This window comes from Bradyrhizobium sp. SZCCHNRI1029, assembly GCF_032487555.1.
In the GTDB taxonomy this organism is placed as follows: Bacteria; Pseudomonadota; Alphaproteobacteria; order Rhizobiales; family Xanthobacteraceae; genus Bradyrhizobium.
In genome coordinates this window covers 15,216-27,578 of record NZ_JAUEUK010000008.1, presented here as the reverse complement: position 1 = coordinate 27,578, position 12,363 = coordinate 15,216, and the positions used below count along the sequence as shown (strand labels likewise).

Here is a 12,363-nt window from a genome sequence, read left to right as displayed (position 1 = left end):
CTCACCTTGCCGTCAGGAACACCGTGGCCAATTGCGAAGTGAGCTGCGACCCTCCCCTGGAGGGGGAGGGTCGGCTCGCATGAAGCGCAGCGGAATGCGAGACGGGGTGGGGTGACAGCCCCTCCATGGACTTGCTTCCAAGGGGAGAGACCGTCACCCCACCCCGATTGCGCATGAGATGCGCAATCGACCCTCCCCCTCCAGGGGAGGGTGAGACCGTCGGACGGTATGCACAGGTCTCCCTCATGGCAGCGTCGGCACCCTGGCGTGGAAATCAGTCGCGCGCTGGAAGGCGGCGCCGATGGTCAGAATCGTAGCCTCATCGAAGGAGCGGCCGATCAGTTGCATGCCGACAGGAAGCCCCGTCGACGTGAAGCCGGTCGGGATCGCCAGCGACGGCAGGCCGAGATAGTTCACCGGGCGGGTGAAGCGGGTGATGCGCTGGATCACAGCTTCCGCACCCGGCGCGCCGCCGACATCGCTCTCGGCGATCGAGGGCGTCACCAGCGGCGACACCGGCGCGATCACGGCATCGACGCCAGAGGTTGCCGCGACATGCGCCGCCAGCGCCGCACCGCGCCAACGCAGCGCTTCGAGATAGGCGACGCCGGAGACGGCCAGAGCGTTCTGCAGCCGCATCAGCACCTGCGGGCCATAGTCCTGCGGACGCTCGATCATCCAGCGCTTGTGGAAGGCGGCCGCCTCGACCGCTAGCACGAGCTGGCAGGCTGCGGTGAGCTGGCGCTGATCCGGCAGCTCGACCTGAACCACATCGGCGCCCTCGGTCTTCAGCACCGCGATCGTCGCATCGAGACAGCGCGCCACCTCAGGATCGAGGTCGTCGACATAGAACGCCTTGGGCACGCCGATCCTGAGACCCTTGATCGAGGCCTGGGTGGCGGCGACATAGTCCGGCACGGGTGCCGCGCTGGCGGTAGGATCCTCGGAATCGGGACCAGCCATCAGCCCAAGGATCAGCGCACAATCCTCCGCGGTCTGCGCCAGCGGCCCGACCGTGTCGAGCGACTGCGACAGCGGCATCGCACCGGCGCGGCTGACGCGGCCCCAGGTCACCTTCAGGCCGGTGACGCCGCAGAAATTCGCGGGCATGCGGATCGAGCCGCCGGTATCGGAGCCGAGTGCCGCGAAGGTCAGGCGCGCGCCGACCGCCGAGCCGGAGCCGGACGACGAGCCACCGGTGACGTAGCCGAGCTTCCAGGGATTGTGCACCGGACCGTAATGCGCGTTGTGCCCGGTCGGGCCGTAGGCGAATTCGGCCATCTGCAGGGTGCCGAGCCGGATCGAACCGGCATCCTTCAGCCGCTGCAGCGCGGTCGAGGTCGTCGTTGCGACGAAGTCGCGCCGAATCAGCGAGCCGCAGGTCGAGATGTGGCCGGCCTCGTAATACATGTCCTTGTGCGCAAGCGGAACGCCGTGCAGCGGGCCCTTGGGGCCGTCCTTGGCGAGCGCTTCATCGGCCTCGGCGGCGGCCTTCAGCGCCGGCTCGGATTCGATCGCCATGAAGGCGTTCAGCTTCGGCTGCCACTGCGCGATGCGATGCAGGCAGGAGCGCGTCACCTCGACCGAAGAGAGCTTCCTGTCCGCAATCGCCTTCGCGACGTCGGTCAGGGTCATCAAGGCAGGTTCGGTGCTCATCGGCCCACCTTCAGCGTCTGCGCCAGGACGTAGCTCGCCGGCTCCAGGTCGAATGGGAGTGTACCGGCAACCGCGGCGAAGTTGTCGAAGGCCGGTCCGATCGAGTCGGCGATGCGGGTGGCAACCTCCTTGTCGACCGGCAGGCCGGAGGCCTCCGCGATGGCACTGACTTGCTGGGGCGTGGGTCTGGTCATTCCGCTTCTCACTGCTGGTGTCTGCCCGTCAGGCGGCCGGCGCCCGGCTGTGTCCCGAGCCTGGGATCGCCATGTGGCAGGCGGCCTGATGGCCCATTGTATCCAGCTCCGTCAATCTTGGCGCGACATTCGCGCATGGCGCCTCGGCAAATGGACAGCGGGTGTGGAAGCGGCAGCCGGCGGGCGGATCGATCGGGTTGGGTGGATCCCCAGACAGCGGCGGCTCCTCCGTGCGCCTGTCGGGATCGGAGGACGGCATCGCCGCCAGCAGCGCCCGTGTATAGGGATGCGCCGGCCTGGCCCAGACCTCCTCGACCGGACCGAGCTCGACGACCTCGCCGAGATACATCACCAGCACGCGGTCGGAGATGTAGTTGATGACGTTGAGGTCGTGGCTGATGAATAGATACGTCAGGCCGAACTCGCGCTTCAGGTCCATCAGCAGGTTCAGCACCTGCGCCTCGACCGACTTGTCGAGTGCCGACACCGCCTCGTCGAGGATCACCAGCCGCGGCGACAGCGCGAGCGCGCGGGCGATGTTGACGCGCTGGCGCTGGCCACCGGAGATCTCGTGCGGATAACGGTTGGCGAAGGTTTCGGGCCTCAGGCCGACCTTGCCGAGCAGCTCGCGCGCCAGCGCACGCGCCGCAGTGTCGGTCATGCCGTGCACCTTCGGCCCGAATGCAATCGACTCCTCGATCGTCAGCCGCGGATTGAGCGAGGCATAGGAGTCCTGGAACACCATCTGCATGCCGCGCCTGAGCTCGCGCAACGACATCTCGTGGCCGACCTGCCGGCCGTCGAAGATGATCTCGCCGGCATCGCGGTCCATCAGATGCATCAGGAGCCGCGCCGTGGTGGACTTGCCGCAGCCGGACTCGCCGACGATGCCGACCGTCTCGCCCTTGCCGATGACGAACGAGACGTCGTCGACGGCGCGCACCGTCTTGCGCGCGCCGAACAGGCCGCCACGGACCGGGAAGTGTTTCGTCAGGCCATCGACCCGCAGCAGCGGCTGCGCCTTGCCGCCGAGGTCCTCGATCGGCTGCAGTCCGGTGACTTCCGATGCTTCATTCATGCCTCTCAGCTCCGGATGTCCATCGCGCTACGCAGGCCGTCGCTGAGCAGGTTGAAGCAGATGGAGACAGCGAAGATCATCACGCCCGGCAGCGCCGCCACCCAGGGACTGACGTAGATCGCCGTACGCAAGGTGTTCAGCATCAAGCCCCATTCCGGCTCCGGCGGCTTGGTGCCGAGACCAAGGAACGAAAGACCGGCCGCGAGGATCATCGATACCGAGATCAGGCCGGTGGCGTAGACGAAGATCGGCCCCAGCACGTTGCCAAGCATGTGCGCGCGCATGATCGTGAACGCGTTCGCGCCCGAGGCGCGCGCGGCCTCGACGAAATCGCGATTGCGCACGCCCGTCGTGACGCTCTCGGCGACGCGGGTGATCTGCGGCACGAACACGATGGTCAAGGAGACGATGGAGTTGGTGATCCCGGCGCCGAGCGCGCCCGAGATCGCGATCGCCAGCAGCACCGAGGGGAAGGCGTAGAACACGTCGATGGTGCGCATGATCGCGGTGTTGACCCAGCCGCCGACATAGCCGGCGACGAGGCCGAGCATCGTGCCGATGCCGAAGGCGAGGATCACGGGCGAGATGCCGATCAGCAGCGACAGCCGGCCGCCATAGATCAGCCGCGCCAGCATGTCGCGTCCCAGCTCGTCGGTGCCGAGCGGATAGTTCGGCGTGCCGATGTGGCGCAGGCGCCGAATCATCGAGCCCTGATAGGGATCCGCGAGATGCAGATAGGGCGCGAGCAGCGCGGAGAGAAAGATCAGCAGCAGGATCGCGACGCAGACCATGCTGAGCTTGTCGCGGACGATCCGGCGACCGACGGTCGCCCAATAGCCGCGTGCGTTCGCGATCGGCGCGGCCTGCGGCGAGGCGTCGTTGAGGGCGCCGGGGGTACTGACGCTCATCGTTAGCCTCGCTTGATGCGCGGATCGATCGCGGCCTGCGCGATGTCGACCACGAGATTGAGGATGACGAAGAACATCGCCAGCACCAGGATCGTGCCCTGCAAGAGCGGCAGGTCACGCTGGAAGATCGCCGAGTTCAACAGCAGACCCGAGCCGGGCCACGAGAACACAGTCTCGATCAGGATCGATCCGCCCAGCATGTAGCCGAGCTGCAGGCCCATGACCGCCAGGGCGGTCGGCGCGGCATTCTTCAGCACGTGGCGGAACACCTGGGTTTCGCGCAGGCCCTTCGCGCGCAGCGCCTCGACGAAATCCTGGCTGAGGATGTCGCCGGTCAGCGCGCGCACGGTGCGCGTGATGATGCCCATCGGAATCACCGAGGTGGTGATCGCGGGCAGGACCAGGAAGCGGATATGGGCCCAGTCCCACGACCATGCGCCCGAGCCGGACGGACCGGCGCCAACCGCAGGCAGCCAGTTCAGCTCGACCGAGAAGATGATGACGAGCACCATGCCGAGCCAATAGTGCGGCAGCGATACGCCGGCGATCGCAATGGACGTCGCCACCTTGTCGATCCAGCTGTCGCGGAAATAGCCGGCGACGAGGCCGAAGAACAGGCCGAGCGAGAATCCGATGATGGCGGCTGCGATCGCCAGGGTCACGGTGTTGGAGACTGCGCGCAGCACCTCGGCGAGCACGGGACGGCCGGTGGCGATCGAGCTGCCGAGATCGCCATTGACGGCGCGCCACAACCACAGCCCGAACTGCACCGGCAGCGGCTTGTCGAAGCCATAGGCCACGCGCAGCTGCTGTGCCAGCTCCTGCGACGCGTCGGCCGGCAGCACCGCAACGAGCGGATCACCCGGCGTGATGTGAACGAGCATGAAGCAGACGAGCGCGACGCCGATGATGATCGGGATCGCATAGACCATCCGCCTGGCAGCATAAGAGAGCACGAGTCACCTTCATAAGCCTCTCCTCATCGGCGGAGAGTCGCGAGATACAAGCGGCACCAAGAAAGCTCCCCTCCCCCTTGCGGGGAGGGGTGGGGGGTGGGGGTCCACACAAAAACTGCCGCCGGAGTACCCCCCTCCCCACCCCTCCCCCACAAGGGGGGAGGGAGCGCAGCGGGGCAAGCGGCGAGATCAGCCTGCGAACGTGGACAAATACTCCACCACGCGAACGGCTACTCCACCGAGATCGGCGAGAAGTCGATGAACCAGCTCTTCGGCTGCACCACGCCCTTCACCTTCGGGCTCATCGCGCGCGGGCCGACGTCGTGCGCCACGTAGAGGAACGCCGCGTCATCGACCGACGCCGCATGCAGCTCCGCCAGCGCCTTGTCGCGCTCGGCCGGATCGAAAGTCTGGCGCGCCTTCTTCACCAGCTCATCGAACTTCGGGTTGTTGATGAAACCCCAGTTGTTGGAGACCGGCGGCGCCATCGAGGACTGCAGGAAGCGCACCAGCGCAAAGAAGGGGTCCATCGCCGCGTAGGTGACGTTGGTGGCGTTGGCGCCGTTGGCGGACGGATCCTTGGCGCCGCGACGCCAGTTGGTGAACAGCGTGTTCCACTCGATGACGTCGAGCTTGACGTCGAAATAGCACTCGGCCAGTGCCTGCTGCAGATATTCGTTCATCGGCAGCGGCTGCATCTGGCCCGAGCCCGACGCCGACGTCTGCGTCTTGACCTCGAGCTTCTTGTTCGGGCCGTAGCCGGCCTCCTGCATCAGCTTCTGCGCGGCCGCCTTGTCGTACTTGATCTCGAAGGTGACGTTGCCGCGCCAGGGATGGCCCTTCTCGAAGGTTCCGGTCGCCGGCACCATCAGTCCGGCAAGCAGGCCGTCGCGCAGGCCCTCGCGATCGATGCAGAGATTGGCAGCCTTGCGAACGCGGATGTCGTTCCACGGCGAGCCTTCGACGCGCGAGAACTGCCAGGGCCAGACATGCGGCTGCTCGTTGGCGTAGAGCTTGAAGCCGCGCTGCTTGATCTCCGGCAGCGCATCCGGCGCCGGCGCCTCGACCCAGTCGACCTGTCCGGACAGCAGCGCCGCGGTGCGCGCGTTCGCCTCGGGCATCGGCAGCAGGATCATCTTGTCGGCCTTGGGCACACGCGCCTTGTCCCAATAGGCATCGTTCTTGACCAGCTCCAGCCGCTCGCGCGGCGTGAACTTCGCCATCTTCCACGGACCGGTGCCCGAGGCATCCTTGGCGAAGGCGGCCCAGGCGGCTTGCGACTTCGCCTTGTCGTCGGCGCCGGTCGCGGACTCATAGAGTTTCTGCCACTTCGTCGGGCTCGCCATGAACAGATTGGTGAGGTTGATCGGCAGGAAGCTGTCCGGCTCCTTCGTCGTCAGTTCGACGGTGAGATCGTCGATCTTGCGCGCCGATGCCAGCGTCGGCATGCGCGAGGCGGTGACGCCGACCTGGCTCGGATCGAACTGCGGCGCGTCCTGCTTCAGCACCTTCTCGACGTTCCACACCACGGCGTCGGCATTGAACGGCGCGCCGTCATGGAAGGTGACGCCGGGACGCAGCTTGAACGTCCACTTGGTCTTGTCGGCATCGTCGACCTTCCACTCGGTGGCGAGGCCGGGAATGACGACGCTCGGCTTGTCCGCCGACGACAGGTCCCACATCGTCAGCGCGTCGTACATCGTGAGGCCGGTGAAGCGGTTGCCCTCGAAGCCCTGATCGGGCTGGCCGAGCGTGCGCGGAATGTCTGCGGCAGTCATGCCGATGCGCAATACGGTTTCCGCGCCCGCCTGCGCCGGCAGCACGAGGATGGCAGCGCTGGTCATCATGGCGGCCGCAACGGCCACGCGCGTCGTCATTGACGTAGCAATACGCAAAAGCACGATCAAGGTCTCCGATCCGCTGGCTAAATTCTGGGCAGCATTATGCAACGCCTATGCCAGCGGTGCTCCCGATCTCGTGCCTGCGACGCGAGGTCACAACCGTTTGTGCTCGAACGATCCGGTCAGAGGCTTGGCACCCCGATTGCAGGTCTTGCGCGTCGAATTTGATCCGGTTTCAACGGAGCTTCATCTTCATGCGTATCCGATTCTCATTACTCGCCACTGCGCTCGCGCTCAGTCTTTCCGCGGTCGCGGCGCGGGCCGAAACGGTTCTGCGCTACGGCATCTCGATGGCGGACATTCCGCTGACGACGGGCCAGCCCGATCGCGGCGCCGGCGCCTATCAGTTTACCGGCTACACGATCTATGATCCGCTGGTGGCCTGGGACATGAGCATCGCCGACAGACCGGGCAAGCTCATTCCCGGCCTCGCCACCGAATGGAAGATCGACGAGGCCGACAAGACCAAATGGCGCTTCACCCTGCGCAAGGGGGTCAAGTTCCACGATGGCAGCGACTTCAATGCCGATGCGGTGATCTGGAATCTGGACAAGGTGCTCAACGATAAGGCACCGCAGTTCGACAAGCGGCAGAGCGCGCAGGTCAAAACACGCCTTCCCTCAGTCGCGAGCTACGCCAAGATCGACGACTCCACGATCGAGATCACGACCAAGACGGTCGACTCGTTCTTCCCGTATCAGATGCTGTGGTTCCTGATTTCGAGCCCGGCGCAATATGAGAAGCTCGGCAAGGATTGGGACAAGTTCGCCAGTCAGCCCTCCGGCACGGGACCATTCAAGCTGACCAGACTGGTGCCGCGCGAGCTCGCGGAGCTCACCAAGAATTCCGAATATTGGAACAAGGACCGGCTGCCGAAGACGGACAAGCTCGTGCTCGTGCCGATGCCGGAAGCGCTGACCCGCACCAACGCGCTGCTCGCCGGCCAGGTCGATCTGATCGAGACGCCGGCGCCGGACGCCGTGCCGCAGCTCAAGGCGGCCGGCATGAAGCTCGTCGACAACGTCACACCGCATGTCTGGAACTATCATCTCAGCGTGCTGCCGGGCTCGCCCTGGACCGACATCCGCCTGCGCAAGGCGCTCAATCTCGCGATCAATCGCGACGAAGTGGTCGGGCTGATGAACGGCCTCGCCAAGCCCGCCAAGGGCCAGGTCGACCCGTCGAGCCCGTGGTTCGGCAAGCCGAGCTTCGAGCTGAAATACGATCTCGCCACCGCCAAGAAGCTGGTCGAGGAAGCCGGCTATTCGCCAGCCAAGCCGCTGAAGACGACCTTCATCATCGCGCAGGGCGGCACCGGCCAGATGCTGTCGCTGCCGATGAACGAATATCTGCAGCAGAGCTTCAAGGAGATCGGCATCGACATCGACTTCAAGGTCGTCGAGTTGGAGACGCTGTACACGCATTGGCGCAAGGGCGCCGCCGACGAGATGAACGCCGGCATCACCGCCAACAACATCGCCTATGTCACATCGGACCCGCTCTACGCGATCGTCCGCTTCTTCGCCTCCGACCAGATCGCGCCCGTTGGCGTCAACTGGGGCGGCTACAAGAATCCCAAGGTCGATGCGCTGATTGCTGAAGCCAAGCAGACGTTCGATCCGGCCAAGCAGGACGAGTTGATCGCGCAGGCGCATGCGGCTGTGGTCGACGATGCGGTGCTGGTCTGGGTCGTGCACGACACCAACCCGCACGCGCTATCGCCGAAGGTCAAGAAGTTCGTGCAGGCGCAACACTGGTTCCAGGACCTGACGACGATCGGGGCGGAATAACTGACCGGGCCGGCTGCCGTCGCGCTCGCAAAGAAAGAAGCCCGGCGTTTTGCCGGGCTTCCTCCTCAGCACGATAAGCCAGTATTTCATTTCCCGAAGGCGCCCGAGTCAAACTTGTAGGAGGCCTGGAGAAAGCCGCCGTACCGCTCGTAGCTGAAGGTCGTGGGCGACCCCGGGACTCCAGGAAATTGGGTGGTCCCACTGGTCGTCCGGGCGTACCAATAGCGGCCACCGACGCCGACGCTGAAATTTCTCGTCACGTCGTATGACACAATGCCCTCGAGCTGGTAGCCCCAGCCATTTCCAGATTGCGGAAGCGGATTGATGTCGGGCCGCAGCCAGTGATTGTCGAATCCGCTCAGCCGGACATAGGGCAGAACGGCGCCATCGAGGGTGACGTTCCAGTTCTGGCCGAGCTTGAAGACGCCGTTCAACCCCACGCGGAGCGAATCCCAGTTCTCGGTCTTGCTGAGCACCAGCACGCCCCCCGCAACAGGATCGAGACCACAGATAAACGGATTGGTCGCGACCTGGGTACATCCGTATGCGTTCACGGTTTCGTAGAAATGGTTGTAGCCGACGAAGCCGCCGACCTTGAACGCCGGCCCCCTCCAGAAATTGTAGCCGGCGTCGATCGTGCCGTACCAAAGCCTGCCGCTGTTCACGCTGCTGTCCGTATTCGAGTACGGAATGACGGCCGGCGGGAAGTCTTCGTCGTTGAGCCTGCCGCTGAAGATGTTGCCACCGCCCGCAAAGCCCTTGGCGAAGAAACCCAAACTGTGATCGGCCCTGGCGAACCCCTCGCCGGCATGGCTGTTGAGATTCTTGTAGGTCAGCAGAGAATTGGTTTGGCCAGCGACGAAAGGATCGCCCAACGTGTAGCGGGTGCGGCCCGAACTGTAGAAATAGCGGGCGCCGACCTCGAACTCCCACAACGAGACCGGCGGAGGCGGCGCCTTGACCGGGAGATCCGCGGCCGACACCGCGCCCGCCCCGAGCACACAAGCCACAGCAGCAATGAGGCTGCCCGCAACTGGTAGAGTGAAACGCTTGATCGCACCCCGTGCCGGCCTGCCCTGCGTCAAACCGGCCGCACTCCCGTCCTCAGAAGACTGCATCGATGCCCCCCATCTGCATGCACTTTCTATCTTGAGTAGAAAAATGCTACAAGCACGCGCAGATTCATGCAATCGACGTCACATGACACAAGTTGCTTCTTATCCCGCTGTTGCAACCTCGCAACAAACGCGATGCGCTCGACGCCTGCTCGATTGCGCTATCCTTGTACCCGTCCCGCAGACTGGAGCGCGCTATCGTTCGGTCAAGCTCGTCATCCTGTCGCTCGCATTCATCGGCAAGCTCGCGGCGGTGGACGCCCAGACATCATCCAATGGGCCTGGAAACCCCTTCGTCCCATCGTCATCGAAGCAGGATGCGGGCAAGCTGCCGCGTGCCAAGCGAAGTCTCCCGCCACGGCATTCCACCCGCCCCGTCCCCGGCACGGATGAGCGCAGCAAGCGTTGCCCGCCCTATTCGGCTTATGTGGTCTGCAAATGATGAGCATACTCATCGCGCGGGCACCGGACCAGGCCAACGAGGCCGCCGCGACATGATGCGAACTCGGGAACGGACCACCGGCTACTTCGTCAGCAGTGCGTACGCCCCGTTCCAATCCTCGGGCGGCGGATTGACCTGGTAGTTGCGGATGCGTGCGTCATAGAGATCATAAAGCTTGGCCAAGTCTTGTCCCTGGTCGCTCTTGCGGCCGCGCTCGATCGCGGCCAGCGCCCCTTCCCAATCGCGGCTGCGATAGCTCGCCAGCATCTCGATGGTGAGGTTGCGGAGCAACTGGAAGCGCTCGGAGTACATCACGTCCTCGCGGCCGGCGATGGCGTAGATCACCTCCGGTTCGGTCTTACCCTTGACCATGATGAAGTCGAGCTCGAGAATCGCGAGCCGGTCCTTCACGGCCATCGCAGTCGCCGAGCCGACGATGATCGGAAAGCCGTACTCCTTGGTCTGGCCCTCCAGGCGCGACGCGAGGTTGACGCTGTCGCCAAGCGCCGAATAGTTGAACTTCAGGTCGGAGCCCATGTTGCCGACCACGCCGATGCCGGTGTTGAGGCCGATGCCGACCTTGAGCGGAATGTAGACGTGGCCGCCATGCTCGGCCTCCTGCTCGCGTTCGCCGTTCACCTGATCGATCCGCTCGAGCATGTCGAGCGCCGCCTCGCAGGCATTGATCTGATGATCCTTGTCGGCGAGCGGCGCGTTCCAGAACGCCATGATGGCGTCGCCCATGTATTTGTCGACATAGCCCTTGCGGGCGATGATGGCGTTGGTCAGCGGCGTGAGGAAGCGGTTCATCAGCTGCGTCAAGCCCTGCGGATCGTGCTTGTAGCTCTCCGAGATCGTGGTGAAGCCGCGCACGTCCGAGAACATCACCGTGATCTCGCGCTCCTCGCCGCCCAGCGTCGGCGGCGATTGGGCAAGCTGCTCGACCAGCACCGGCGACAGATATTGCCCGAACACCGAGCGCATCTGCCGGCGCTGATTCTGCTCGCGGACGAAATTGGCGAAGATCAGCGTCAGATAGATCGCCGTCGTCGACAGCATCGGATAGGTGAAGTCGATCAGGAGCCGGTGCTGGGTGTAGAAGTACCAAGACAGGCCAAGCAGCGCGCTCGCGAACACCGCTCCCACGATCACCAGCGTAATGGCGCCGAGCTGCGGAGCGAAGACGATGACGAGCAGCCCTAGCAGGAGCGCGCCAAAGAACTCGACCACGACGCCCCAATAAGGCCGCGCCAGGATCGACCCGGTGAGCACCGACTCCAGCACCTGGGCGTGCACCTCGACGCCCGGCATCGCCGAATAGACAGGTGTTGTCTTGATGTCATTCAGGCCAATCGCGGATGGCCCGATCAGGATCAGCTTCCTCGCGATCTTCTCCGGTGGTACGCGGCCCTCGAGCACGTCGATGGCGGAGACATAGATGGATGGGTCATGATTGGCGTAATGGACCCAGATCTTGCCGTTGCCGTCAGTCGGAATGTGAACGCTGCCCAGCCCGATGCTGGTGATACCGCCTGGATCGGCCTTGACCAGAACAGTGCCGGACCCGGTCAGGACCCGCAGCATTTCGAAGCTCAGCGCCAGCATCTTGATGTCCTGGGCTCGCATGACCATGGGCACCCGGCGGACGATGCCGTCACGCTCCGGCTCGATCGTGAACAGGCCCCGGCCGGCCGCCGCATGCTCGATCAGCGGCACGTTGCGCAACAGCCCCGGGAACGGCTCCATGAAGGGGATGGGCTCCCCTACCATCGCAAATCCGGTCTCCGGCAGCGTCTTGTCGGGTTCGGCCCGCACGTCGCGGCTCGCCGTCTCGCCGAGGACGACGCGCGACCGGCGCAGGGAATCGGCGAGCACCTGATCGTTCGACGGCAGCGCCCTCAGCTTTTCGCGCGTCGCTTCGTCGAGGCTGGGAAAGGTCTCAGCTGCAATCGCGGGATTCAGCCGGTCCGGCTCGGCGAACACGACGTCGAAGGCGATGACAAGCGCGCCGAGCTGCGTCAGTTTGTCGACGATCTCGGCGATCCGCGTCCGCGGCCATGGCCACTGACCGAGCTTGGGGTCGGCGACACTCTTCTCGTCGATGTCGACGATGGTGACCGGGCGCATCGTCTTGACCCGGGGGCTGAACGCCTGGAAGTTGTCGAAGGCGCGGAGGCGTAGCTCCTGCATCGGCGCGGGATCGGCAGCGCGCAGCGCCGCGAAGGCGACCAGCAGCACCAGGCACATCAGGCGCGCAAAGCCGAACTTGCGTGCGAACCATCGAGGAACTGCTCTCAATCGCTTCATGCAGCATCCGATATCA

The 12,363-nt window shown here is 64.7% G+C and carries 9 protein-coding genes; 1 reads left to right on the top strand and 8 read right to left on the bottom strand.

Going from position 1 to position 12,363, the window contains the following annotated elements:
- Nucleotides 1–243 precede the first annotated feature (243 nt).
- The 6 genes from QW861_RS22285 to QW861_RS22260 all read right to left on the bottom strand — a co-directional run bounded on the left by QW861_RS22285 (nucleotide 244) and on the right by QW861_RS22260 (nucleotide 6,669).
- On the bottom strand, nucleotides 244–1,656 hold the full coding sequence (locus QW861_RS22285; RefSeq protein ID WP_316172703.1) for an amidase: 1,413 nt from the start codon (nucleotides 1,654–1,656) through the stop codon (nucleotides 244–246).
- Nucleotides 1,653–1,850, bottom strand: a complete 198-nt coding sequence (locus tag QW861_RS22280) for a hypothetical protein (protein ID WP_009026147.1) — start codon at nucleotides 1,848–1,850, stop codon at nucleotides 1,653–1,655. The genes QW861_RS22285 and QW861_RS22280 overlap by 4 nt, the downstream gene beginning before the upstream one ends.
- A 28-nt stretch (nucleotides 1,851–1,878) precedes the next feature.
- The gene (locus QW861_RS22275; protein ID WP_315825918.1) at nucleotides 1,879–2,928 is read right to left on the bottom strand and encodes an oligopeptide/dipeptide ABC transporter ATP-binding protein; all 1,050 of its coding nucleotides are present in this window, start codon (nucleotides 2,926–2,928) and stop codon (nucleotides 1,879–1,881) included.
- 5 nt (nucleotides 2,929–2,933) lie between these two features.
- On the bottom strand, nucleotides 2,934–3,836 hold the full coding sequence (locus QW861_RS22270; protein ID WP_316172704.1) for an ABC transporter permease: 903 nt from the start codon (nucleotides 3,834–3,836) through the stop codon (nucleotides 2,934–2,936).
- 2 nt (nucleotides 3,837–3,838) lie between these two features.
- Nucleotides 3,839–4,792 carry an ABC transporter permease gene (locus QW861_RS22265; RefSeq protein ID WP_315713711.1) on the bottom strand — a complete coding sequence of 318 codons (954 nt, stop codon included), beginning with the start codon at nucleotides 4,790–4,792 and terminating at the stop codon, nucleotides 3,839–3,841.
- Between the two features lie 230 nt (nucleotides 4,793–5,022).
- Nucleotides 5,023–6,669 (bottom strand): ABC transporter substrate-binding protein, encoded by a 1,647-nt coding sequence (locus QW861_RS22260; protein ID WP_409977920.1) that lies wholly within the window; start codon nucleotides 6,667–6,669, stop codon nucleotides 5,023–5,025.
- A 218-nt stretch (nucleotides 6,670–6,887) separates the two neighbouring features.
- Between QW861_RS22260 and QW861_RS22255 the strand changes: the two genes are divergently transcribed.
- Nucleotides 6,888–8,483, top strand: coding sequence for an ABC transporter substrate-binding protein (locus tag QW861_RS22255; protein WP_315713710.1), 1,596 nt, complete (start codon nucleotides 6,888–6,890; stop codon nucleotides 8,481–8,483).
- An 86-nt stretch (nucleotides 8,484–8,569) separates the two neighbouring features.
- Here the strand turns inward: QW861_RS22255 and QW861_RS22250 are convergent, their stop codons facing one another.
- A complete protein-coding gene (locus QW861_RS22250; protein WP_316159349.1) occupies nucleotides 8,570–9,601 on the bottom strand; it encodes a hypothetical protein in 1,032 nt (343 codons plus the stop codon).
- 520 nt (nucleotides 9,602–10,121) lie between these two features.
- Nucleotides 10,122–12,347, bottom strand: coding sequence for an adenylate/guanylate cyclase domain-containing protein (locus QW861_RS22245; RefSeq protein WP_316169570.1), 2,226 nt, complete (start codon nucleotides 12,345–12,347; stop codon nucleotides 10,122–10,124).
- Between the last annotated feature and the right edge of the window lie 16 nt (nucleotides 12,348–12,363).